Raw genomic sequence first — 23,400 nt, 5'->3', positions numbered from 1 at the left:
AAAATACTTAATAAAAAAGCCACTTATATAAGTGGCTTTTTTATTAAGTATTTTGGTGGAGATGGCGGGAGTTGAACCCGCGTCCGCCAACACTACGCTCGAGAATACTACATGCTTAGATATCGTCTATTGTTTTAACACCAAGAGACCCGACGAACAGGGTTCAAGGTGCGATCCTCTAAATTTGGTATAAAGCCCCGAGGCTTGACTCTATACGGACTTGTGTGCGTTCGCTTCAGTCGGGATCTCTAACCACAAGTATTCAGAGATGCGGACAAGCAGCCCTTAGGCTGCTAGAGCGTAAGTTTCGTCGTTTGCGACTATTTAAATGCAAATTTTATTTACGAGAGAAAATGCGCTCTCGGCATGCATCTATGAGTTTCATCATCGGCGTCGAAGCCAAGAACATCCCCAAAGTACAAGCTCATCATAGCATAACTGGCAAAAAATATGATGCATTTTCTACACAAATACACTTTTGAATGCGCCTGATTACATAATTACGCTAATATTTCATAATTCAAGTCAACATTTAAAAAAATTATGAGCTATTTATTGGCACTCGATCAGGGAACGACGTCTAGCCGTGCAATCATCTTTAATGAACACGGACAGATTCAGGCAACAGCTCAACGCGAAACCCATATCCAGACCCCACACTCCGGTTGGGTCGAACAGGATGCACAGGAAATCTGGAGCTCGCAGATTGCAGTAGTTCAACAGGCATTAGCTACTGCCCGGATTCTGGCGAAAGACATTAAAGCGATTGGCCTGACCAACCAGCGTGAAACGACTGTGGTATGGGATCGTCGTAATGGCAAACCTCTTGCGCCAGCGATTATCTGGCAGGATCGTCGTGCAACAGACTGGTGTAATTTGCTCATTCAGCAAGGCCAGATGGATCAGGTACAACGAAAAACCGGATTACGGATTGATCCCTATTTTAGTGCAGGGAAACTGGTCTGGTTATTAGAAAATATTGATGGCTTACGTACACTCGCAGAGCAAGGTCATGTGGCTTTTGGCACCATTGATAGCTGGCTGATCTGGAACCTGACTCAAGGTGCTGAGCATATTATTGAAGCGAGTAATGCTTCCCGCACCATGTTGATGAATCTGCAAACTCAACGCTGGGATGACGAACTACTCGACCTGTTTAATATCCCCGCTTCAGTTCTGCCACGAATCATCAGTTCTGATTGTCATATTGCAGATACGGCACCGGGTTTATTAGGGGCTACGATTCCCATTACCGGTATTCTGGGTGATCAGCAATCTGCCTTATTTGGCCAGTCTTGCTTCGAACCCGGTATGGCAAAAAATACCTATGGCACCGGCTGTTTTATGCTGTTCAATACCGGTCATGATATTCAGCTCAGCCAGAACAAATTACTTTCTACCCTCGCCTGGCAGGCACAGGAACAGACCAGTTATGCCCTGGAAGGTAGCGTTTTTATGGCCGGTGCTGTGGTGCAATGGCTACGTGATGGGCTTGGCATCATTCAAAAGAGCAGTGATATAGAGAAGTTAGCCTGTAAAGTTAAAGATACCGACGGCGTGGTCTTAGTTCCTGCTTTTACCGGACTGGGTGCACCGCATTGGGATAGTGAAGCGCGTGCCCTGCTGTGTGGCATGTCGCGTGGAACCAATAAAGCTCATATTGCCCGAGCTACACTGGAATCGATTGCCTTTCAGGTCTCTGATGTATTGACAGCCATGCAATCGGATATTGCCCATCCGTTAAAAGAACTACGTGTCGATGGCGGTGCCAGTTGTAATGATATGCTGATGCAGTTCCAGGCTGACCTGCTGAATGTGCCTGTCTTGCGTCCGAAAATGCTGGAATCCACCGCTTGGGGTGCAGCAGCGATGGCAGGTTTAAAGTCAGGGGTATTTTCTAATTTAAATGAAATTTCTCAATCCTGGCAGCTAGATCGCGCCTTTGAACCGAAAATGCAGTCCGATGAACGTGAAGCCCATTTGGCCAAATGGCAAAATGCCTTAAAACGGGCCAAATCAGATTTATAAGATCGAAAAAAACCGCTAAATAGTTAGCGGTTTTTTATTTTGGAAAATATTAATGTGATGGCATTCCACCCACGCCCGCTTTTGGTCGTGGTGCCAACCAGATGATTAAGGCAGCAAAAACAAAGACCATCGCCAGTATTAAAAACAGGTGATTAGCTGACAGGGTTAATGCTTCTTTATCCACCAGACTTGAAATATAACCCAAGGCACTATCCGAACTCATGCCCTGAGCCATCAAGGTATTCTGGGTTTCCTCGACATTCAGTTTACCGACCAGCTCACTGCGTGCCACTTTACTATGATCATCCCAGATCGTGACTGCAATTGAAGCTCCGATCGCTCCAGCCATAGTCCGCAGGAAGTTCATCAAACCTGCTGCTGATGCCATTTCCTGAGGCTGGACTGAGGCCAATGCCATATTGGAGAGTGGAATGAAGAAGAATGGCACCGCAAAACCTTGCAGAATCTGTGGCCAGGCCAATGCCATAAAATCCGCATCCGTAGTCCAGAAAGCTCGCATTAAGGTGACCACGGCAAGCAAGGTCAAACCAAAACTGGCCAGAATACGTTGATCATATTTGGTCGCCATCTTCGCCACAATCGGTGACATCAATAGGCTACCAAAACCCATGGTCGCGGTTAAATAACCTGCCCAAGTGGCCGTATAACCGAGATTAATTTGCACCCACTGTGGAATCAGTACAATACTGGAAAAGAAGGCACCGAAGGCAAAGGCTAATGACAGCACAGCAAAGGTAAATCCGCGATATCGGAAGATCCGGATATCTACAATCGGATGCCGTTCGGTCAGCTCCCAAATGGTAAAGATGATTAAACCGACCACAGCAATCACTGCCAATGTGCCGATAAAGGAGCTGCTAAACCAGTCATGTTCATGACCGAGATCTAACATTAATTGCAGCGCACCAATCCAAAGTATCAATAAGAACAAACCACCTTTATCAATCTTCAAAGCATTGGTTTCAGTTTCCGCTGGCTTTAATAGCTTCAATGCAGCCAGACCACAGAATAGACCCACTGGAATATTGATAAAGAAAATCCAGTGCCAGGACAAGTTATCACTAATCGTACCGCCAAGAATTGGGCCTAGAATTGGTCCAACAACGGTCGTCATCGCCCACATACCCATCGCTTGGGATTGTTTTTCAGGTGGGAAGATGCGTAGCAATAAAGTCTGGCTGAGCGGCATAATCGGGCCGCCAAACAGCCCCTGCCCGATCCGGCAAAATACCAGCATTTCCAGACTGGTTGAAATCCCGCACAGAATTGAAAAAATGGTAAAGCCGAGCAAGCAGACACCAAAGAGTCGAACACTACCAAAGCGGCCCGCCAGCCATCCCGTCAAAGGTACACAGATCGCTTCTGCAACTGCATAAGACGTAATGACCCAGGTGCCTTGCGAGCTGGACACTGCCAGACTACCGGTAATATGCGGCACCGAGACATTGGCAATGGTCATGTCCAGCACGACCATGAAATTGGCCAATGCCAGCACAAAGGCCGCCAGCATCAGCTTGCCGCCGGTCAGATTCCCATATGGAACATATTTATTCATCGGGAATTACTTCTTAAAATGGATTTCAACTTCCATCGACAGACCCACACGTAGTGGATGCTCGGCCAGTTCTTTCGGATCCAGCTGAATACGGACTGGCAAACGCTGTACCACTTTGATCCAGTTACCCGTCGCGTTCTGAGCCGGAATCAGAGCAAAGGCTGAACCTGTACCGCCAGAGAAACCCACCACAGTGCCGTGATACTTCACCGATTTACCATACAGATCAGACGTCAGTTCGGCTTTCTGCCCCACGCGGACGTTTTCTAGTTGGCTTTCTTTGAAATTGGCATCAACATAAAGCTGATCTACTGGTACCACCATCATCAGCATTGTACCTGGCGCCACACGTTGACCCACCTGAATTGAACGGCGTGAAACCACTCCATCAAAAGGTGCTTTAATGACAGTACGTTCTAGATCCAGCTCGGCCTGTTTCAGTTTGGCTTCAGCGACTAATACATCAGGCGTTGAGTTTTCATTCGCACCTTGAATCAAGGCTTCATTCGCCGCTAAATTGCTTTGTGCGGCTTTCTGACTGGATCTTGCTTGTGCCAGACCCGCTTCAGCAGAAGCTACGCCTGCTTTGGCAGTATCCAATGCAGATTGTGCGGTACTGAGTTCTTCTTTAGACACTGCACCGCTCGCACTGAGTTTTTCACGACGCGTATATTCATCTTGTGCTTTATGTAAGGCTGCCTGAGCCTGAGCCAGCTGAGCTTCAGCACTGCGAATTGCATCATCACTGACCCCAATCTGTGAGCTTAAAGCCCCGCTATTGGCCGCAGTCTGTTTGTACTGGCGTTTGGCTTTGGTCAGTTCTGCACGTGCCTGAGCCACTGCAATTTTGGCATCACGGTCATCAATTCTGGCAAGGATATCGCCCTGTTTGACCGCTTGGGTATCATGAACCAATACTTCAGCGACCTGACCACTCACCATAGACGTAATAGAAGCCGTTTCAGCACCCACATAGGCATTTTCAGTACTGACTGAATTGTTCAGAAAGAATTTCCAAATCAGAAACAGCACCAGTGCAATCACTATAAAGATAGCAACGATACTCAGGGCCTTTTTACGTTTATTTTTTAAAGCTTGATTCGAAGTTGCATCAGATGCGTTTTCTGGCAGGGTGTCTTGTACATCTGTCATTGATTTTTTCCTAAATCCAACAGACTTGGTCACGCAGCCACACTGACCAGCACTGACATGAATGTATAATAGATTCATATCCCGTTTATTGATCAATGGGTAAAATGAGAAAGCCGTATTAATTTAATTTTCATGCATTCTAATAATAAAAATTAGAAAATATGCAAAAAAATATTACTCGGAAGTTTAAAAAACTAAGCCCCTATTCCAGGAATAAGAGCTTAGTTCGGGCCCAGAATGAGCCAGGATCGAGGAGATAAACTTAATTAATAGGCATATGAAGCAATCGCTGTGGCAATCGGCTTGTCATCATCGTTGACCATGGTCATGCGCATGGTGCAGCTCTTACGCCCCAAACGTAAGGTTTCTGCACGGGCAATAAAATATTTACCACGACCGGGTGCCAGATAATCCACGCGCATGTCTACCGTCGCCAGACGTGATACCTTTTTAATCGTATCGGCAATAGTTTCCGGTTCAGCTTTCTTGTACAGCTCACCCATCGCCACAATTCCGCCAATACTGTCGAGTATGGTCGCTGCAAGACCACCATGCAGAATCTGAAATGCCACATTTCCAATCATGAAATCCTGCATTTCAACATATGCTTCGATCTGACCATCGACCACCCGCATGGTCATGCCATTATGCTTAAAAAAAGGAGAGGTATTAAAAGCGTGTACCAACTGGTTTAAGACCACTTCAATATCCACTTTTGCACCTAAATGTATATTACCTGTCCAATTTCTTTCTGTCTTAGTCATAAGTCTGCCCGAAGCTACAACAATAAAAAACCGCTAATTTATGCCCAAAAAATTCAGATAGGGTTACAATAGAGGCCTAGTTTAATACTGATTACTGAGATTTTTATGACCTATACGTTCAATCGTCCCGCGTTTCCTGCAACTCGCATGCGTCGTATTCGTAAAAATGAGCATTTACGTTCTATGGTACGTGAAACCCATCTCAGTGCTGATCACTTGATTTATCCAGTATTTGTGCTTCCGGGACAAAACCAGACCCAAGACATTCCAAGTATGCCAAATGTGCAGCGCCTGTCTGCTGACTTGTTGTTAAAAAAATCAGAACGTTTGCTCGAACTAGGTGTCAATAAGCTGGCGCTGTTCCCGGTTACACCCCAAGAAGATAAAAGCCTGACTGCAGAAGCCGCTTGGCATGAAGATGGTCTGGTACAGAAGACCGTTCGTCTGCTGAAAAAAGAATTACCGGAAATGGTACTGATTACCGACGGCGCGCTAGACCCTTATACCACGCATGGCCAGGACGGTATCATTGATGAAACCGGTTATGTCCTGAATGATGAAACGGTTGAAGCGCTGATCAAGCAGACTTTAAGCCATGCAGAAGCCGGAGCTGATATTGTCGCGCCAAGTGACATGATGGATGGCCGCATCGGTGCAATTCGTCAGGCCTTTGAAAAGAATGGCCATATCTATACCTCTATTATGGCTTATTCAGCCAAATATGCGTCTAGCTTCTACGGTCCATTCCGTGATGCTGTCGGTTCGGCTAGCAACCTAAAAGGCGGCAATAAATACAATTACCAAATGGATTTCGGTAACCGTGCCGAAGCACTGCATGAAATTGCACTGGATATCCAGGAAGGTGCAGATATGGTGATTGTTAAACCGGGCATGCCGTATCTGGATGTGGTTCGTGAAGTCAAAGATACCTTCGGTGTACCTACCTTTATTTATCAGGTTAGTGGTGAATATGCCATGCTGGCTGCTGCGATTCAGAATGGCTGGTTATCTGATAGCGTGATTCTTGAATCCCTGATGTGCTGCCGTCGTGCCGGTGCAGATGGTATCTGGACTTACTTCGCGGAAGAAGCGGCGCTCAAACTGAAAGACATGAAATAAAATAGAAGGACCTTGGCGCAATGCATATCGCCATTATCGGAGCAGGCATCACTGGCTTGATGTCAGCTCTGGAATTGCTTGAACAGGGATGTTCTATTACGATTTTTGATCAGCAAGCGGCTGGACAGGCAGCCTCTTGGGCCGGAGGCGGTATCCTCTCCCCAATGTATCCCTGGCGTTATCCCGATGCTGTTAATGCTCTTGCCCGCTATGCCAAACCGCTGTATCAAGCCTGGAACCAGAAACTGCAACCGATTACCGGGATTGATTTCCAGATCCATGAAACCGGTATGCTGATTTTTGATGAAACGGATTTTGAAATCGGACTGCGCTATGCCGAGCAATATCAGGATCCACAGCAACATGCCGAATATCTGAATCAGCCTCAAATCCAGCAAATCAATTCCAAAGTAGATCCGAAATTTAAACAGGCGATCTATTTTCCAGAACTTTCCAATATCCGCAATCCGCGACTGTTACAGTCCATTATTGCTTACCTTAAACAGCATCCGCGTGTCACTTGGCAAGAGCATTGCAATATTACTCAGCTAAATATCCAGCAAGATCATGTACACAGTGTTTCCACTAAAAATGGCCTGAGCTTTAAAGCAGATCAGTTCGTCATTGCCACCGGTGCATGGTCTGCACGCTGGTCTGAACAGCTCGGTCTGGACATTCCAGTTCATCCGGTTCAAGGCCAGATGTTGCTCTTTAAAACACCAGAAAACTGGTTGTCAACCATGTGCATGAACAAGGTCATGTACCTGATTCCACGTCGTGATGGGCATGTGCTGTGTGGTTCCAGCATGCGTCAGGTCGGTTTTGATACCTCGCCTTCTGCTGAAATCCGTCAGGATATTTTAACTGCTTGCTTGGAAATGGTGCCGGAACTGGCTGATTTTCCGATTGTGAAACAGTGGGCTGGTCTACGCCCAAGTTCACCAGATGGCATTCCCTATATCGGTAAGATTCCGCATCTGAGCAATCTCTGGACCAATTTTGGCCAGTTCCGTAATGGCTTATGTATGGGTGCTGCTTCTGGAAAACTGCTGTCTCAGTTAATCCTGGAGCAACCGACCATCGTAGATCCACAGCATTATAGTCCGATACAGCGCTTACAGCCGCACTCTTTAACGGTTTAAAATTTCAATCAAGGCTTCTTTCAGTGTTGGATAGCTAAATTCAAATCCAGCTTCCTGCAAAGCTTTGGGCTGAACATATTGACCATTCAGAATCAGTTGTGACTGTTCACCCAACATCATTTTCATACTACATGCTGGTAATGGTAATAAAGGTTTTCGTTTCAGCACCTGTGCTGCGATCCGGGCAAACTGCGCCTGACTGACTTTTTCAGGTGCCACCACATTAAATACCTGTTGCTGGGTCGACTGCTGCATCAGGAATTCGATCGCCCGCATGACATCCTGTAAATGTACCCAGGTCACCGGCTGACGCCCGTGGCCAATTCGGCCAAACATATTCAGCTTAATTGGCAATAACATCTGCGGAAGAATCCCGCCACCTTGGCCAAACACTACAGCAAAGCGAACAATTTTGGTGTCCTGCCCTGTATAAGACAAGGCCAGTTTTTCCCATTTCTCACACAGTTCTGACATAAAAATGGATTGTGGCGGACTTTGTTCAGTACACACCGTATCCCAGCGTTCTTGCGGATCGATTCCGTAGTAGCCGATCGCTGAAGTCGAAATAATACGTTTGGGTTTGATCTGATTTTTTTCTAGATAGTCATATAACTGCTTGGTGGTATTTAACCGACTGTCCAGCAATTTCTTTTTGCGTGCGGCTGTCCAGCGACCCTGCCCGATACTTTCACCAGCCAGATTAATCACATAGTCAATCTGATGATTTTTCAATTCTTCCAGATCATTAATCCAGTGAAAATCAGGATGCTCTTCTCGCAATTTTTTCTGCCGGGTCAGGCCGATTACCGCATAATCACGAGCCAGTAAAAATTTCACCAGATGGCTGCCAATAAAACCGCTGGCGCCTGTCATGAGGACTACAGGTTTATACATGGTTATTCTGAGCCATTATTATTGTATTGCTCAAATTATACGTCACTTCTAATTTTCTATCAGCCTGATTTAGCATTTTGAATTTAATCTCAACAATTTTGATATAAAGAGCAGGAAATCCTAGCCAAACATTTTTGCTGCCATACGCTGTGCCTGTTTGCCATAAAACCAGTAGGTCAGCAGATAAAGCGGAATCGCGATGAGCAGGAACATGATCACGACAATACTCATAAATTGGGGCTGTTGCAGATATAGTAAAAAGTCCTGCCAGGCATTCGGATTGGAACGCGTCGCAATAGCAATCCCTAGAATTAAAAATACCAGATTATAGCCCCAGTAAATCAGACTGAATCCTAAGGTGAATTTTTTACGTTCTGCTTGGGTTGGCGCCCGTTGTTCCTTTTTTAAAAAATTAAACAGTACCCAGATCATCGCCACCAGATAAGGCACAATGGTTAATACTGCACCCATGCCAGTCGGCATTAACGCCGCCACAACCCCGCAAATGCAGGTAAAAATAAAACATAGGAAGAAAAACCAGAGAAAATAGCGAGTTAGAGGCACCATTAGCAGGACTCAAGGACAATTAATCAACTAGTATAAAAAAAATTAATTTTTTTTTCATTTTATTGTCAACCTAAAGCGAGATGCTGACGTTATATAGGGTACAAGGTTCGGAAATTTGGACTGGCATCCACAAATTTTCGTTCTCTTTGCTAAAGCAATAAGTCCAGTGTTTTAGAAAATTTTGAATAGCAGCCAAAATTTTCACTATACACAAATCTTTGACCGACGATTTCATCATCACTCGAATCGTCGGTTTTTATTTTTTGGACGAACTGTTTTTAACAATTCGCCTGCCAATCTTTATTAGCTTCTTATGCAGCATAAAATAATGATTGCCTGTAGTTTTTCAAATCTGTTTTTAGCAATTTTTATAAAAATATTGGTTCTGCTATTCAGATGTTATGAAATTGCCTGAAGTAAGATTTAAAATAAAAACGCTGTATTCAACACTTTATATATAAACATCATATTTTATTGATTTCACAAGTATTATTCTTATATTCAAAACTACGCTGAAAATAGTTTTAATGACGGGCAGCAATGAAATAGATCAAAATATTTTTTTCAAGTAGATTTTTAGCTGGGCTTTTTTCTATAGTAGGAAGGCAAAAATAAAGGTGGGTATACATGGCAGTTCATTTTCTACATACTTCTGATTGGCATTTGGGACAGTTTTTCCATAACCATGACCGTGAATTTGAACATGCGCAATTCCTGAATTGGCTCCTTGAACAAATCAAGGAAAAACAGCCACATGCTCTACTGATTGCCGGTGATATTTTTGATGTCATCAATCCCGCTTCCAGTGCCCAAAGACAGCTTTATCAATTCCTTGCCGATGCCCATGAACTGGCACCGCATATGCAAACCCTGATGATTGCCGGCAACCATGATTCAGGTTACCGGATTGAGCAGGTTCAGCCTTTATTGACCAAATTCAATGCCAAAGCGGTGGGTATTGTCGGCCGGACTGCGGACAATGCTCTTGATCTGGATCGTTTGCTGGTTCCAATTTATGACCAGCAGCAAGAGATTATTGCCTGGTGCCTAACCCTGCCTTATTTACGTAGCGCCGAAATTACCGGTATTAATGAACATACCCATAATAGCCAGAATGCCATCAGCTATCTGCACCAACAGTTGATTGCCGAAGCCAAAGCACGTAAGCAGCCACATCAGGCACTGATTCTTATGTCACATGCACATATGCAAGGCGGTGAAACTTCCGATTCCGAACGTCCAATTATCGTCGGCAATGAAGAGGCTCTCTCAACGGCGCTATTTGATGAAGTCATTGACTATGTCGCTCTGGGACATCTGCATAAACCGCAGAAAGTCGGTCAGCCGCATATTCGCTATAGTGGCTCCCCGATTCCCCTATCCTTTAGTGAGATCAACTATTCGCATCAGGTTGTTGAAGTCAGAATCGATCCTGAACAAAATGCTGAACAGCGTTTTCAGTTTGAAGCACTAAAAGTTCCTCGTAATGTCGAGCTATTTAGAATTCGGGAAAATCTGGAAAATCTGCTCAGCAAAGTAAAAGCACTGCCGACTGGGGAAATTGAGCATCTGGCAGCACGACATTTTCTGGAAATTGAATACACTACTGATGCACCGCCATCAGTAGATTTACGTCAGCAGATTGAACAGGCACTGCCGCCAAATCGTTATCGTCTGTTACGCATCAGCCGGATTTATCAACGTCAGGCAGAAGATCAGGCTGATAGCTCTAAAATTGACTTGGTACCTCCAACGCCTGAATCACTGTTTTTCAATATCTGGGAAAAAATGGGCTATAGCCAGGATCATTCAGTGCAGCAAGATTTTCAGCAGTTACTGGTCGAAGCCCAACATGAACTTGCACAAAAACAACAAGCTTAGGATCAGCCATGAAAATTATCCGTCTGAGCCTAAATAACCTCGCTTCTCTCGCTGGTACGCATCATATTGATTTTGAATCGAATCCACTGGCACATGCTGGCCTGATTGCAATTACCGGAAAAACCGGTGCTGGTAAATCCACCCTGCTTGATGCCATGTGCCTGGCCTTGTATAACGAAATTCCACGTTTAAAAGGCGCCACAGGTAGCCTGAAAGATGCAGGTGGCCAGGATGTCTCGATCAAGGACTCCAAAAATATTCTGCGCCGTGGCTGCGTACAGGGTTTTGCCGAGCTTGAATTTATTGCCCTAGACCAGAAACGCTATACGGCACGCTGGGAAATTCGTCGTGCCCGGCAGAAAGTGGATGGTAATTTAAAGGTCGATCGTGCTATTACCTGTCTGGATGATCAACGGGTTCTAAACCAGAAGATTTCTGAATGCACGCCGCTGATTGAAAAACTGGTTGGCTTGAGTTTTGAGCAATTTACTCGTGCAGTTTTATTGGCGCAGTCCGAAGTTGGCGCTTTTCTGAAAGCCAAAGATAATGAACGTGCCGATCTGTTGGAGTATCTGACCAATTCTCAGATTTTCAGTCTGGTCAGCCAGAAGGCCTTTGAAAAACACAGTGAGGTGAAGCAAAAACGCGCTGATCTGGAAAAATTAATCGGTCATCTGGAACTATTATCTGAAGAAGATATTGCTGCCCTACAGCAGCAACACACGACTTTAAAACAGGTGGTTGAGCATCTAAACCAGAGCGAAAAAGTACTGGAAAATGACCTGAAATGGCATCGCCAGCAGCATTATCTCTATACTGAAATTCAGGCCAAAAAAGAAATCTATACGGTTCAGCTGGATGCTGAACAGAAAATGACACCGCAAAAACAGTTATTAGATCAACTGGATCAGTTTCAGCAGATCCGGGAACAGTTTGTCCAGCAACAGCAGTTTCAGAAACAGCGTAGCCATTTACTGACTGAGCAGCAAAACTTTGTTGCCGAATTCACGTCCGTTCAGCAGCAGCGTGATAGTGAGCAGCGCAAATTGCAGCATATTCAGCAACAGCAACAACAGCAGCAACAAGAGTTTCAGAAGATCAAACCTTATCTGGATCAGGGACTCAAACTGGATCATGAAATGCTATCGATTGGCGAGCAGTATAAGCAGCTTTTAGCCGAACAGCAGACCTATAGAACCCAGCAGATTCAGCCTGTTCAGAATCAGCTGGTGCAGACTGAGCAACGTTCACAACAGGTTCAGACTCAGTACCATCAGATTCAAAAGCAACTGGAACAACAGAGCTTCTTAGCGGTTTTTGATGACGAGCCACAAGCAACCTTACAACGCTTGCAGGATTATCAGGAACTGCATCAGAAATTCATGCGGCAGCACTCAGCACTTTTCCAATCCAGCCGCACTGAACTGGAACAGCAGCAACAGGCTTTATCTGCCAGCTTGCAGGAATTCACTCAGCGCTATACTCATCTGGATCAGCTTGAACAGCAAATCCAACAGTTCCAGACCCAACAACAGCAACTCAGTACCCAGCATTCGAAGCTTGAAGCTTTGATGCGAACCGTACAGCAAATGGCTCTCTTAGAAACTGAAAGCCTGCAATTGAATCGCGAGTTAGAAAGCTATCATGATCGTTTAAAACAACTAGAAACCGAGTGGGTTCAATTGCAGCAACAACGTCAGGAAGCAGAACAGGCCTTCGAACAATTGCAACAAGTACTGGCTCAGCAACGTTTATTACAGGCACAAAGTGTGCAGGAATTACGTGCACAGCTGAAACCAAATGAGCCTTGTATGGTCTGTGGCAGTCATGAGCATCCTTTTGTACAGCATCAGAAACTGCTAGAAAATGCTTTGCAACAACTACATGATCAGCAGCTTCAGGAAGCTCAGAAAAAACTACAGCAACTGACTCAGACATGGCAGCAAGCACAAATCCAGCAATCTCAACTGCAAACCTTAATTGAGCAACATCAGCAACGCAGCAGTCAGCTTAGTACGACACTACAACAGCAGAAGGTTCAGTTGAATCAGGATCTTCAGCAATTTGATTTGCTGTTGGATTTAAGCCAGAGTACAGATCATTTGCAGCAACAGCTTGGCCAGCATGTGCTTCAACTTCAACAAGAGCAACAGCAGCTAGCACAGACCCTGCAAAATCAGCAAAGTGACTGGAAAAAATGGCGTCAGCAACAGCAACAGTTAGATCAGTTACGTTTTAGCATGCAGCAGCATTTACAGCTAGAACAAATGATTCAGCCAGTTCTTCATCTACTGCCTGAGTCCTTGCAGAAATCCTGGATTACTGATGCCTCATCAAGCTGTCAGCAGTTATCTCAACAACTGCAACAACGTCAGAAACAGTCTCAGGAATTCAAAACCCTAGAGACTCACATCCAAAGCTTAAATCAGCAGATTGAAAAGGCACGTGATCTGCTCAGCCTGCATCAACAATATGATGCTCAGTTACAGCAAAAGATGAATACGGCGCTGAATATGGGCAAAGCACTACGTGAACAGCTCAACCATCTGACCCTCACACATGCCGGACAGATTTATCCTAAAGCACAGGAATGGCGTGACCATCTGGAGCAACAACAACAGGCGTTGGATGAACAGCTACGGGCACAGAGTCTGATGACCCAGCAGCATGATCAGCATTTGCAACAAGCTGAACTGAAAAAACAGAGTTTCATCACCCAGATTCAGCAACTAGAACAGCAGATTAGGCAATGCCAGCAATCTATTCAAGACTGGCAAAATACACATCCTGAATTTGATGCCGAGCATATCCAGCATTGCTTGGATATTGACTTGCAACAGCATCAGCAAATTCGCCAGCAATTACAGGCACAATATCAGGCGGTTGAAAATGCCAAAACGGCTTGGGACATTCTGGAAGAACAATATCAGCATCATTTGAAGTCCAAGCCTGAACTTAGCTTTGAAGAAGTTGAACTGCGCTTAAGTAGTCTGGCACAGGAAAAAGCTGAACAGGAAAATGCCTGTAATGAGGTTGCTACCAAATTAAGAATACATACCAATAACCAATCGACCTTACAACGCTACCAGCATCAGATTGAACAGGTCAAAGCTGAAGAATATCGTTGGGGCCGGATCTATGACCTGATCGGCCATAAGGAAGGCACCAAATTCCAGAAAATCGCGCAGGAACATCATCTAGATATTCTGGTCGAATATGCCAATCAGCAATTACAGCCCCTGGCGCCGCGTTATCAGCTGTACCGGATTCCAGACAGTTTAAGTCTGGCGATTATCGATCTGGATATGAACAGTGAAGTACGTCCTGTCCTGTCACTCTCTGGCGGTGAAACTTTCCTGGTCTCTCTGGCTCTGGCCTTAGCGATTGCCAATATGGCTTCCGGCTCTATGAAGCTGGAATCGCTATTTATTGATGAAGGTTTTGGTACTTTAGACCCGGCTTCCTTACATATGGTCATGAATGCTTTAGATCATTTACAAAGTCAGGGGCGTAAAGTAGTGCTGATTTCACATGTGCAGGAGATGCATGAACGGATTCCGGTCCAGATTCAGGTGAAACCGGTCGGTGCCGGTGCCAGTACTATTCAAATTATAGGTTAAAGCATGAACTCTACCTCGGACAAGCTCTCGCCCTATTTCAGCTTACAACTTGAGAGCTTACGGGGTATCAGTGCCATTGTGGTGCTATTCAGTCATAGTTTTCAGGCTTTTACCGCACCTTTTGATCTGAGCCTATATTCCTGGGTACGTCTATTAGGCCAGGCTGCTGTGATGATCTTTTTTGTGCTCAGTGGCTTTTTAATCGGGACTTCGATTCAGAACAACATCCAAAAACATGAAAATTTTAATCTGCGGCAGTATATACGGCAGCGTTATCGCCGCATTTTACCGCCCTTTCTGTTTGCATCCGCTTTCAGTCTAATTCTATATGCAATAGCACCTACATTTTTTGCTTCACATAGCCATGAGTTCCAGAACAGTTTTGGCATGATGATCCGGACTGCCTATAACATTGATACTCGGGATTTTCTGGGTTCTTTATTCTTTCTCAATGGCTTTATTACACCGACGGTATCTGCCAATGCACCGCTCTGGAGCCTAAGCTTTGAAGTCTGGTTTTATGTGCTGGCCGGATTTCTGCCTTTTTTAAAAGATTCTGCAATTGCTAAAATTGGCTTTTTTATCTTGCTTCTAGGGCTTTCCATACTGAACTTTCAGTTTCTGTTTTATTTTCTGCTCTGGCTAGTTGCCTTTGCCAGTTCATTCCGGCAGATTCAGCTGCGTTTTTTGAATCGACTACAACTCGTTAAATTAGTACTGTTTGGCTTGGCGTTTATGATTGCCTGTGCGGATGCTTACCAGTTTCATGTCATTGAACAGGCTGACTTATATCGTGTAAATTATTTTGTGCCGTTTAACCTGTGTATGGGACTCGCCTTTGTCTGCTGGATTGTGCAGCTGCAACATCAACAAAGCCAATATCAACCAGTTTGGCCTCAGTCTGCAAATTTCTCCTATACACTTTATGTCACTCATTTCCCTTTACTGCTTTTTATTCTAGGCTGCTTTCCTGCAACGCTTGATCATGGTCTTGAGGGTGCCGTTTTATCCTTATTTATGAGCATGTGCAGCTTAATTTTCTTTGCCTGGCTTATGGCCCAATGGCTGGAACCCCAAAGAAAAAAAGCGTTATCAACTACTCTGCAATAACGCTTTCCCAAAACTCAATTGTTAGTACACATCAGTCCGCTTTTTTAGGACGTGCGCCAAACAAGGCAGTTCCCACACGTACCATGGTAGAACCTGCTGCAATCGCCTCAGTCATGTCGGCAGACATCCCCATACTTAAAGTATCCCAGTCTTCAGGTTTTGCATGTTGGCTTTTGACCTCTTCGAACAAGGCTTTGGCATCCGCAAAGGCTTGGGTATTATCTGGCGCAGGAATCACCATCAAACCACGTAAGCGCAAATTCGGTAATTGACTGACCTGTGTCACCAGTTTTGCTACTTCCTCAGGCTGACAACCGTCCTTAGTATCCTGCCCATCAATATTGACTTGCAGGCAGATATTAAGCGCAGCTTGAGAATCACTACGCTGATTAGATAAACGTTCAGCAATAATCAGGCGATCTACCCCATGCACCCAGGCAAAATTTTCTGCCAGATGTTTGGTTTTGTTGCGCTGCACATGACCGATAAAATGCCACTCAATATCCAGGTCTTTGAGTGCCGTGATTTTTTCTAGGGCTTCCTGTAAATAGTTTTCACCAAAGGCACGCTGACCAGCCTGATACATTTCTGCCAGCACAGGACTAGGCTGGGTTTTGGAGACGGCCAGAAGTTGCACCGAATCCGGCTCACGCCCGGCCAGAGCGCAGGCGGACTGGATCTGAGCTAAAACCTGATTTCGTGACTGTTGCAGCATATTCATTGATGGGGTTCTCATTTCGTGCGGATTTTTTTCCCTTGCTCATCAACTAAGTGTTGGTTAAGCTGTGGGAAAGCCTTATTATTCTAGCAAAATAAATAACATTTTAATGAACTCGGGGACCTTATGGATATTACAGAACTGTTAGCCTTTTCTGCTAAAAATGGTGCGTCGGATTTACACTTATCAGCAGGCTTGCCACCTATGATTCGTGTGGACGGGGAAGTACGCCGCATCAACCTGCCTGCACTGGAACATAAAGAAGTACACAAACTGGTGTACGACATCATGAACGACAAGCAACGCCGTGATTATGAAGAAAATCTGGAAACTGACTTCTCATTTGAAGTTCCAGGCGTGGCCCGTTTCCGTGTGAACGCATTTAACCAGAACCGCGGTGCAGGCGCAGTATTCCGTACTATTCCATCTAAAGTACTGACCATTGAAGATCTAGGTATGGGCCAGATCTTTAAAGATATCTGTGAATATCCACGTGGTATTGTACTGGTGACAGGACCAACCGGTTCGGGTAAATCAACGACGCTTGCAGCGATGCTGGACTATATCAATGACAATCGCTATGACCATATCCTGACAGTCGAAGATCCAATCGAATTTGTACACCAATCAAAAAAATGTCTGATCAACCAGCGTGAAGTGCATCGTGACACGCATGGATTTAATGAAGCATTACGTTCTGCATTACGTGAAGACCCGGATATTATTCTGGTCGGTGAGATGCGTGACCTTGAAACCATCCGTCTGGCATTGACTGCTGCGGAAACCGGTCACTTGGTCTTCGGTACCCTGCATACCACCTCAGCGGCAAAAACCATTGACCGTGTGATTGACGTGTTCCCTGCTGAAGAAAAAGACATGGTCCGTGCCATGTTGTCTGAATCGCTGCAAGCCGTTATTTCACAAACCCTGTTGAAGAAAAATGGAGGTGGTCGTGTGGCTGCACATGAAATCATGATCGGTATTCCAGCCATCCGTAACCTGATCCGTGAAAACAAAGTGGCACAGATGTACTCTGCGATTCAAACCGGTGCTAACTATGGCATGACCACGCTGGATCAAAGTCTGAAAACGCTGGTATCGAAAGGTATTATCAGTCCGCAAGTTGCCCGTACTGCAGCAAAACAGCCTGAATCATTCTTATAAAAATAATTAATTTTTTGGGGTTTTATCATGGACTTTAACGGCTTACTCAACTATATGGTAGAGAAAAAGGCCTCGGATCTGTTCATTACAGCCGATGTTGAACCCTCTATCAAGATTAACGGTCAGATTGTACCGATTGGCTCGGTAAAATTGCCGGGCGCGGCTGTGGGGCAGCTACTTAACTCAATCATGACCGAGAAGCAGCGCAAGGAATTTGCTGACACACGTGAGTGTAACTTCGCCATCAGCAACCCCGACAAATCGGCACGTTTCCGTGTTAGTGCTTTTCAGCAACGTGATCAGCCAGGCATGGTGCTGCGCCGTATTGAAACCGTCATTCCGACTATGGATGAGCTGAAGTTACCGCCTATTCTAAAAGAACTGGCGATGACCAAACGCGGAATCATTATTTTTGTAGGTGCAACCGGTACGGGTAAATCTACTTCCCTCGCCTCTTTGATTGGCTACCGTAATGAAAATTCCAAAGGTCATATCATTACCATTGAAGACCCGATCGAATTTGTGCACCAGCATAAGGGCTGTATCATCACCCAGCGCGAAGTCGGCATTGATACTGACTCCTTTGAAGTGGCATTGAAAAATACCTTACGTCAGGCACCAGATGTGATTCTGATTGGTGAGATTCGTTCTCGCGAAACCATGGACTATGCGATTGCCTTTGCGGAAACCGGTCACCTGGTTTTTGCGACCCTGCACGCCAACAACGCTAACCAGGCCATCGACCGTATCATTCACTTCTTCGAAGTCGACCGTCACAGCCAGCTGTTTATGGATCTGTCCCTCAACATGAAAGCCATTGTGGCACAGCAATTGATTCCTACCATTGATGGTAATGGCCGCCGTGCAGCGATTGAAATCCTGATCAATTCGCCATTGATTGCGGATCTGATCCGTAAAGGTGATGTGCATGAGATCAAGGATCTGATGAAACGTTCACGTGAACTGGGCATGCAAACCTTCGACCAGGCATTATATGACCTGTATAAGGCCAAGCAGATTAGCTATAAAGATGCACTAAAACATGCTGACTCACCAAACGACCTGCGTCTGCAAATCAAACTGTCAGAAGAAGGTGGAGAGCATTTATTACGTGCGCATTCCAATATTACTTTTGATGGTCAAACCTGATCATTTTCCAAGCATAAAAAAAACAGGCTTTTAATAAAGCCTGTTTTTATTTCAGCCAAAAACTGAATTATTTCTTACGGTAAGCTTCCTGACATTCAGGCGCGTCACAATAACCGTAAAGATTAAGTGAATGACCAGTCAATGCAAAACCAAATTTCTTCGCAACTTCGTGCTGTTCATGTTCAATAACATCATTTGTAAATTCAACGACTTTGTTGCAATTTTGACAAACCAAGTGATCGTGATGATCTTCTTGCATAATTTCAAAAACTGAGTGATTATTTTCAAAATTATGACGCTCGATAATCCCTGCTGCCTCAAATTGTGTTAACACACGATACACAGTTGCAAGACCCACATCTTCCCCTTGTTCGAGTAAAGTCTTATAAATGTCTTCAGCGCTAAGGTGATGCTGTCTAGAGTTTTCTAATAGTTCTAATATTTTAATTCGTGGAAGGGTAACTTTCAGTCCAGCTTTTCGTAAATCTTGGTTTGAAATAGGCATGTAAAAAGGTCTCTCAACAAAATCAAAGTTGGAATAGGCAACAAAGTTTAGATGCAGTATGATCTATCCTTGGATCAAATGCATCATAATTAATTTGGGATAGTGTAGCAAAATGCAAAAAATCATGCTGACGTTATTCGTCACTTCATTGCTTGTCGGCTGTTCGACATTAGGTGTGTACAAAGTTGATATTCCTCAAGGAACACCTTTAACTCAAGCACAAGCCTCTAAAATTCAGGTAGGAATGAGCCACCAACAGGTGCGTTTCCTGCTCGGTAGTCCAACAGTATCTGATCCGCTCAATCCGCTACGCTGGGACTACATCTACAACTATACCCCAGGAACCTATGCTAAAAAAGCCAAGATCCCAGCAGCCCAAGGCCAGCATCTAAAAATTTACTTTAATCAGTCTGGTATCGTAGAACGTATTGAAGGTCTGGAAACCATTCCAGAATCTCAGCCAGGTCTACCAGGTTCCAAAGAAGCGATCTTAAATGCTCCACCACTATAATCGGTTTTGCATAAAAAAACCCCTGTATGATCAGGGGTTTTTTTAATTAAATAGATTGATTTATCAAATAATCAGACCATCTGTTCAATAAAGCCACATTCCACTAATCGGAACGTTTATTTTGCTTGAAACGGTTACCTTTGGCATAACGGCCCACCGGATTCTTTTCAGCGCGTTTACGGCGAATATCCTTGGGATTAATGGTTAAAGCACGATAAATCTCTACCCGATCCCCTACTGCCAATGGCTGGGTGTGATCCTGTAGCTTAACGCCAAAAATACCCAGACTCAGAGGTTCAGGCAATTCTACATGTGCACGGATTCCGCTTTGCTCAATTGCATCCAATGCGGTCATGTCGGGCTGGAAAGGTACGGCAATATGAAACTGTTGTTCCAAGGTAGCATAGGTCACCCAGATCATTGCCTCAGTCATCAGAAAAATTGTCCTAGTACAGCAACAATGGCCAAAATAATTGCAACTGGCAAGACAATACGTACTGCGATACGCCAGATGTTATACACCGCTTCTGAACTGAAGTTCATCGATTTACGCAAATGACTGATTTTCATGATCCAGCCAGCAAACAAGGCATAAATCAGACAGATCACCAGTCCCCAAAGAATCAGCAGATTATTGAAAATTGGAGCAACATTTGGAATTAACCAGACCAAGATGGCAGCAATCACAATCGCCCACTGAATAATGATATTTATTTGACGTTGCTGTAATTGCTCACGTGCCATTTGTATAAGCAAAGCAGTGGCTGCGACAATGGCTGCGATTAAAGCAAATGCAGGGATTTCAGCTTTCACTGCAAAGAAACCAAAGGCGATGATCGCTAATAGCTGCGCCACCCAAATCGGTACGGCTGTTTTAGTCGCAACATCCTGCTGTTTTACGACAGCCAAGCTTGATTGCCAATACAGCCCCATACCCAGACCACTTGCTACCAAAGCCAATACAGTGGCATTGCCCCACTCTACGAATTGGAAGGGTGTTACCTGCCAAGCCGGTAATTCAGTTCCCATCACATTCGCCATAATCAAGGATGCAAGTACGCCGATCGCAGTGATCCCAACCAGAATTAAACGTGGTATCAGCGACAATACAAATGCAGCAATTGCCAGCACCGCAAAAATCACTGGCTGCTGAACATCGAGATTGGCAACTGCAATCACATTAGAAGCATAATTGAGCATTGCACCCGCAAGGAATGGAATAAATACAACTGCCAGCCAGCCGACGATCCGCCAGCGCTGAGAACTATCAGCTTCACGAGTAAGGCTCGACAATGCCTGTAGTGCAGTGGTTTTTGAGCGTTTCGCCAGAGCAATTTCCAGATAACAGACTGGAAGAGCCAGTATTAGCATGGTCGCTAACCACAACATCCAGAAATCAAGCTGACGGTCAATCTGAATACCTGTTATCGGTGCGAGTGTCGCAATGATAAGGAAGGATAAACAGAAAGCCATCAGAGGCGATAACCATTTTGACATAGCATTGTCCTGCATGATGTATTCCTATAAAAATCTAGCGCTATTTTGCCTTGTGAGGCGATGAAAATCAAAAACAAAAAAGCAAACCACCATGCCCGTGATTTGCTGCGCAAATTTATTATTAAGCTTTATTTTTGTTATTAAGCTTTATTTTTTATTTTCCCGATTTGTCTTTATTTTAAGAAGAATCGAGTTATGAGAAGAAACGGGCAAACCAGTTTTTACCCTTTTTCTTTTCCTTATCTTTAATAATTCCCATCATATTTTCTTTTACTGCACCGACATAATCCGCATCATCGTGCTGAATATGATTGATCAGCCATTTAGATAATACTTCATGTAATTCCGCTTCAATAGATTGGCCCAATTCAAAACGGTCACGATAAGATTCAATCTTTTTAATAAATAGGTCATGCACACGTTTATGTGGCACACGATATTTATAACCCGCTTCTTCCTGAAGTGATTCTTCAAAGGTAAAATGCGACTGGGTATAATCAATAATATTTTCTAGAATCTGTTTAATACGAGCACGATCGGTATTGGCATCAATTCCATCAATCTCATTGATATAATCGAGAATTCGTTTGTGCTGATCGTCAATCACATCGATGCCAGTATTATAATCTGGAACCCATTTCATTTTCATTACGACCACCTATTGATATTAATGATTTATCGCTTGAAAAAGATCATATATCTAATTAATTTAAATAAAAATGAAGTAAATCAGTTGGTTTTCAGCTTATTTTCTATTTAATTAATGTAAATCCTTGTTTATCCAATCAATTATATTTTAAACCCGACCACAAGAATAAAGTATTTTTTAATCGATTTTATATTTCATGGTTTATTTATTTTAATGATTTCACTATAAAATAAATATCAAATTCAAAAAAAACAGGAGCGATGTCCTGTTTTTTAATATCGGATTTTAACCAGACTTAATATAAATCTGCTTTAGTCACCCGTTTTAGCGAAGGATCCAGACGCTCTCTTTCCAGACGGGCGACATGTGTCAATTGAGAACGATATTTGGCTCCATCTCTGAACAAAATCATTTCACCTTCTTGAAATGCTGTCCATTCTTCATTCTGCGTTAGCGGTTCCGTAGTAATCACAGCGACCCGATCTTCAGGCGTGGTGACCTGACTAAAATCCACTTCAACTTCGATATCAATGAGTTGGGCGGGCTTAAATGGATATTCACGCACCAGCCAATGCAGTTTAGTCGTTGCATAGGTAAATAATGCCTGACCATTGGACAGACAGAAATTAAAAGTGCCATGCTCTGCAATGGATGGAGAAATATCAGCCAGCAAATCAAAGACCTGATCCAGCTTCGGTTCATCATAACCAAACCGTTTCACCAGTTGATCCAGCAAATAACAGAAAGCGCGCTCACTGTCAGTATTCCCAACTGGCGTAAAACGGCCCGAAAGCTCAGGTAAAAAATCTTTTAAATCACCATTATGGGCAAAGATCCATTCTCGTCCCCATAATTCACGGCTAAACGGATGCGAATTTTCAAGATTAATTTTGCCCTGTGTCGCCTTACGGATATGTGCAATCACATTACGGGATTTGATCGGATAATTACGCACCAGTTCTGCAATCGGTGACTCAACAGCAGACTGATTATCAACGAATAATCGGCAAGCCTTATCTTCAAAGAAAGCAATCCCAAAACCATCAGAATGATCTGAGGTAATCCCCGCCCGCTGAGAAAAACCTCGAAATGAAAAGGTAATATCTGTTGGTGTCGCACAATTCATTCCCAGTAGCTGGCACATAATCTTCATTCAGGTCACAGAGTATTCTTAAGGTTATTGTGCATCACAGGCTGAGCCTTTTCAAATCTCGATCATTGCAATGCTATGCGCTAAAAATGCTAATAAACTATTTTTTTTATATTTAATTTAGCAAAAGAAGTTTAAGCTTCAAAGCTCAACTTAAAAATGAATACCTTAAATTTAACTTTAATAACCTGAGTTCGATGAAAT

20 protein-coding genes and 1 other RNA gene are annotated in these 23,400 nt (G+C 44.1%); 9 read left to right on the top strand and 12 right to left on the bottom strand.

Features of this window, described 5'->3' with window-relative positions:
- Positions 1-53: 53 nt before the first annotated feature.
- Positions 54-413: a transfer-messenger RNA gene (gene ssrA, locus B3Q46_RS05765) on the bottom strand.
- Positions 414-543: 130 nt separating this feature from the next.
- Here ssrA and glpK point away from each other — a divergent pair.
- Positions 544-2,028, top strand: coding sequence for a glycerol kinase GlpK (gene glpK, locus B3Q46_RS05760; protein WP_004783217.1), 1,485 nt, complete (start codon positions 544-546; stop codon positions 2,026-2,028).
- 49 nt (positions 2,029-2,077) lie between these two features.
- On the opposite strand, the gene B3Q46_RS05755 is transcribed toward glpK, so the two are convergent.
- The 3 genes from B3Q46_RS05755 to B3Q46_RS05745 all read right to left on the bottom strand — a co-directional run bounded on the left by B3Q46_RS05755 (position 2,078) and on the right by B3Q46_RS05745 (position 5,520).
- Positions 2,078-3,604, bottom strand: coding sequence for a DHA2 family efflux MFS transporter permease subunit (locus tag B3Q46_RS05755; protein WP_004783218.1), 1,527 nt, complete (start codon positions 3,602-3,604; stop codon positions 2,078-2,080).
- Positions 3,605-3,610: 6 nt separating this feature from the next.
- Positions 3,611-4,756 carry an HlyD family efflux transporter periplasmic adaptor subunit gene (locus tag B3Q46_RS05750; RefSeq protein WP_004783219.1) on the bottom strand — a complete coding sequence of 382 codons (1,146 nt, stop codon included), beginning with the start codon at positions 4,754-4,756 and terminating at the stop codon, positions 3,611-3,613.
- A 266-nt stretch (positions 4,757-5,022) separates the two neighbouring features.
- On the bottom strand, positions 5,023-5,520 hold the full coding sequence (locus B3Q46_RS05745; RefSeq protein WP_004783220.1) for a thioesterase family protein: 498 nt from the start codon (positions 5,518-5,520) through the stop codon (positions 5,023-5,025).
- 105 nt (positions 5,521-5,625) lie between these two features.
- Between B3Q46_RS05745 and hemB the strand changes: the two genes are divergently transcribed.
- Together hemB and thiO are read left to right on the top strand one after the other, a co-directional pair.
- Positions 5,626-6,639, top strand: a complete 1,014-nt coding sequence (gene hemB, locus B3Q46_RS05740) for a porphobilinogen synthase (RefSeq protein WP_005234330.1) — start codon at positions 5,626-5,628, stop codon at positions 6,637-6,639.
- Positions 6,640-6,659: 20 nt separating this feature from the next.
- Positions 6,660-7,781, top strand: a complete 1,122-nt coding sequence (gene thiO / locus B3Q46_RS05735; RefSeq protein WP_005234328.1) for a glycine oxidase ThiO — start codon at positions 6,660-6,662, stop codon at positions 7,779-7,781.
- Here thiO and B3Q46_RS05730 read toward each other — a convergent pair.
- Together B3Q46_RS05730 and B3Q46_RS05725 are read right to left on the bottom strand one after the other, a co-directional pair.
- The gene (locus B3Q46_RS05730) at positions 7,770-8,675 is read right to left on the bottom strand and encodes a TIGR01777 family oxidoreductase (RefSeq protein WP_005234327.1); all 906 of its coding nucleotides are present in this window, start codon (positions 8,673-8,675) and stop codon (positions 7,770-7,772) included. The genes thiO and B3Q46_RS05730 overlap by 12 nt on opposite strands.
- A gap of 120 nt (positions 8,676-8,795) precedes the next feature.
- Positions 8,796-9,242 carry an ABZJ_00895 family protein gene (locus B3Q46_RS05725; RefSeq protein ID WP_005234325.1) on the bottom strand — a complete coding sequence of 149 codons (447 nt, stop codon included), beginning with the start codon at positions 9,240-9,242 and terminating at the stop codon, positions 8,796-8,798.
- Between the two features lie 627 nt (positions 9,243-9,869).
- Between B3Q46_RS05725 and B3Q46_RS05720 the strand changes: the two genes are divergently transcribed.
- The 3 genes from B3Q46_RS05720 to B3Q46_RS05710 are packed head-to-tail and all read left to right on the top strand — an operon-like array spanning position 9,870 to position 15,853.
- A complete protein-coding gene (locus tag B3Q46_RS05720) occupies positions 9,870-11,123 on the top strand; it encodes an exonuclease SbcCD subunit D (protein ID WP_005234322.1) in 1,254 nt (417 codons plus the stop codon).
- A gap of 8 nt (positions 11,124-11,131) precedes the next feature.
- Positions 11,132-14,743: an AAA family ATPase gene (locus B3Q46_RS05715; RefSeq protein WP_005234321.1), complete on the top strand. Its 3,612-nt coding sequence runs from the start codon at positions 11,132-11,134 to the stop codon at positions 14,741-14,743.
- Positions 14,744-14,746: 3 nt separating this feature from the next.
- Positions 14,747-15,853 (top strand): acyltransferase family protein, encoded by a 1,107-nt coding sequence (locus tag B3Q46_RS05710; RefSeq protein WP_005234320.1) that lies wholly within the window; start codon positions 14,747-14,749, stop codon positions 15,851-15,853.
- A 31-nt stretch (positions 15,854-15,884) separates the two neighbouring features.
- Here the strand turns inward: B3Q46_RS05710 and B3Q46_RS05705 are convergent, their stop codons facing one another.
- Positions 15,885-16,574 (bottom strand): YggS family pyridoxal phosphate-dependent enzyme, encoded by a 690-nt coding sequence (locus tag B3Q46_RS05705; RefSeq protein WP_005234319.1) that lies wholly within the window; start codon positions 16,572-16,574, stop codon positions 15,885-15,887.
- 123 nt (positions 16,575-16,697) lie between these two features.
- On the opposite strand from B3Q46_RS05705, the gene B3Q46_RS05700 reads away from it, so the two are divergent.
- Complete coding sequence (locus B3Q46_RS05700; RefSeq protein WP_004783232.1) at positions 16,698-17,735, top strand: type IV pilus twitching motility protein PilT; 1,038 nt, start codon at positions 16,698-16,700, stop codon at positions 17,733-17,735.
- Between the two features lie 27 nt (positions 17,736-17,762).
- A complete protein-coding gene (locus tag B3Q46_RS05695; protein ID WP_005234318.1) occupies positions 17,763-18,884 on the top strand; it encodes a PilT/PilU family type 4a pilus ATPase in 1,122 nt (373 codons plus the stop codon).
- Between the two features lie 67 nt (positions 18,885-18,951).
- Here B3Q46_RS05695 and fur read toward each other — a convergent pair whose 3' ends face one another.
- Positions 18,952-19,389 carry a ferric iron uptake transcriptional regulator gene (gene fur / locus B3Q46_RS05690; RefSeq protein WP_005234317.1) on the bottom strand — a complete coding sequence of 146 codons (438 nt, stop codon included), beginning with the start codon at positions 19,387-19,389 and terminating at the stop codon, positions 18,952-18,954.
- A gap of 112 nt (positions 19,390-19,501) precedes the next feature.
- On the opposite strand from fur, the gene B3Q46_RS05685 reads away from it, so the two are divergent.
- The gene (locus B3Q46_RS05685; RefSeq protein ID WP_004783238.1) at positions 19,502-19,900 is read left to right on the top strand and encodes an outer membrane protein assembly factor BamE; all 399 of its coding nucleotides are present in this window, start codon (positions 19,502-19,504) and stop codon (positions 19,898-19,900) included.
- 103 nt (positions 19,901-20,003) lie between these two features.
- Here B3Q46_RS05685 and B3Q46_RS05680 read toward each other — a convergent pair whose 3' ends face one another.
- The 4 genes from B3Q46_RS05680 to B3Q46_RS05665 all read right to left on the bottom strand — a co-directional run bounded on the left by B3Q46_RS05680 (position 20,004) and on the right by B3Q46_RS05665 (position 23,190).
- Positions 20,004-20,333 carry an RnfH family protein gene (locus B3Q46_RS05680; RefSeq protein ID WP_004783240.1) on the bottom strand — a complete coding sequence of 110 codons (330 nt, stop codon included), beginning with the start codon at positions 20,331-20,333 and terminating at the stop codon, positions 20,004-20,006.
- Positions 20,333-21,412: a hypothetical protein gene (locus B3Q46_RS05675; protein ID WP_004783241.1), complete on the bottom strand. Its 1,080-nt coding sequence runs from the start codon at positions 21,410-21,412 to the stop codon at positions 20,333-20,335. Before B3Q46_RS05675 ends, B3Q46_RS05680 begins: the two co-directional genes overlap by 1 nt.
- Positions 21,413-21,590: 178 nt before the next feature.
- Entirely contained in the window at positions 21,591-22,046 is a 456-nt protein-coding gene (locus B3Q46_RS05670; protein WP_004783243.1) for a bacteriohemerythrin, read from the bottom strand.
- 295 nt (positions 22,047-22,341) lie between these two features.
- Positions 22,342-23,190: a class II glutamine amidotransferase gene (locus B3Q46_RS05665; RefSeq protein ID WP_005234316.1), complete on the bottom strand. Its 849-nt coding sequence runs from the start codon at positions 23,188-23,190 to the stop codon at positions 22,342-22,344.
- Between the last annotated feature and the right edge of the window lie 210 nt (positions 23,191-23,400).

It is taken from the genome of Acinetobacter sp. UBA2581 (assembly GCF_002339435.1).
Taxonomy (GTDB): Bacteria; Pseudomonadota; Gammaproteobacteria; order Pseudomonadales; family Moraxellaceae; genus Acinetobacter; species Acinetobacter variabilis.
Note: the sequence above shows the minus strand (reverse complement) of the source record. Positions and strands in the feature narration are given on the sequence as shown.

Bases quoted from the DNA above. Each gene is read 5' to 3' on its own strand.
- B3Q46_RS05720 (WP_005234322.1), top strand. From the start codon at position 9,870: ATGGCAGTTCATTTTCTACATACTTCTGATTGGCATTTGGGACAGTTT.
- B3Q46_RS05745 (WP_004783220.1), bottom strand. From the start codon at position 5,520: ATGACTAAGACAGAAAGAAATTGGACAGGTAATATACATTTAGGTGCA.
- B3Q46_RS05750 (WP_004783219.1), bottom strand. From the start codon at position 4,756: ATGACAGATGTACAAGACACCCTGCCAGAAAACGCATCTGATGCAACT.
- B3Q46_RS05675 (WP_004783241.1), bottom strand. From the start codon at position 21,412: ATGCAGGACAATGCTATGTCAAAATGGTTATCGCCTCTGATGGCTTTC.
- hemB (WP_005234330.1), top strand. From the start codon at position 5,626: ATGACCTATACGTTCAATCGTCCCGCGTTTCCTGCAACTCGCATGCGT.
- fur (WP_005234317.1), bottom strand. From the start codon at position 19,389: ATGCCTATTTCAAACCAAGATTTACGAAAAGCTGGACTGAAAGTTACC.
- B3Q46_RS05680 (WP_004783240.1), bottom strand. From the start codon at position 20,333: ATGACTGAGGCAATGATCTGGGTGACCTATGCTACCTTGGAACAACAG.
- thiO (WP_005234328.1), top strand. From the start codon at position 6,660: ATGCATATCGCCATTATCGGAGCAGGCATCACTGGCTTGATGTCAGCT.
- B3Q46_RS05715 (WP_005234321.1), top strand. From the start codon at position 11,132: ATGAAAATTATCCGTCTGAGCCTAAATAACCTCGCTTCTCTCGCTGGT.
- B3Q46_RS05665 (WP_005234316.1), bottom strand. From the start codon at position 23,190: ATGTGCCAGCTACTGGGAATGAATTGTGCGACACCAACAGATATTACC.
- glpK (WP_004783217.1), top strand. From the start codon at position 544: ATGAGCTATTTATTGGCACTCGATCAGGGAACGACGTCTAGCCGTGCA.
- B3Q46_RS05700 (WP_004783232.1), top strand. From the start codon at position 16,698: ATGGATATTACAGAACTGTTAGCCTTTTCTGCTAAAAATGGTGCGTCG.
- B3Q46_RS05755 (WP_004783218.1), bottom strand. From the start codon at position 3,604: ATGAATAAATATGTTCCATATGGGAATCTGACCGGCGGCAAGCTGATG.
- B3Q46_RS05670 (WP_004783243.1), bottom strand. From the start codon at position 22,046: ATGAAAATGAAATGGGTTCCAGATTATAATACTGGCATCGATGTGATT.
- B3Q46_RS05695 (WP_005234318.1), top strand. From the start codon at position 17,763: ATGGACTTTAACGGCTTACTCAACTATATGGTAGAGAAAAAGGCCTCG.
- B3Q46_RS05710 (WP_005234320.1), top strand. From the start codon at position 14,747: ATGAACTCTACCTCGGACAAGCTCTCGCCCTATTTCAGCTTACAACTT.
- B3Q46_RS05730 (WP_005234327.1), bottom strand. From the start codon at position 8,675: ATGTATAAACCTGTAGTCCTCATGACAGGCGCCAGCGGTTTTATTGGC.
- B3Q46_RS05705 (WP_005234319.1), bottom strand. From the start codon at position 16,574: ATGAATATGCTGCAACAGTCACGAAATCAGGTTTTAGCTCAGATCCAG.
- B3Q46_RS05685 (WP_004783238.1), top strand. From the start codon at position 19,502: ATGCAAAAAATCATGCTGACGTTATTCGTCACTTCATTGCTTGTCGGC.
- B3Q46_RS05725 (WP_005234325.1), bottom strand. From the start codon at position 9,242: ATGGTGCCTCTAACTCGCTATTTTCTCTGGTTTTTCTTCCTATGTTTT.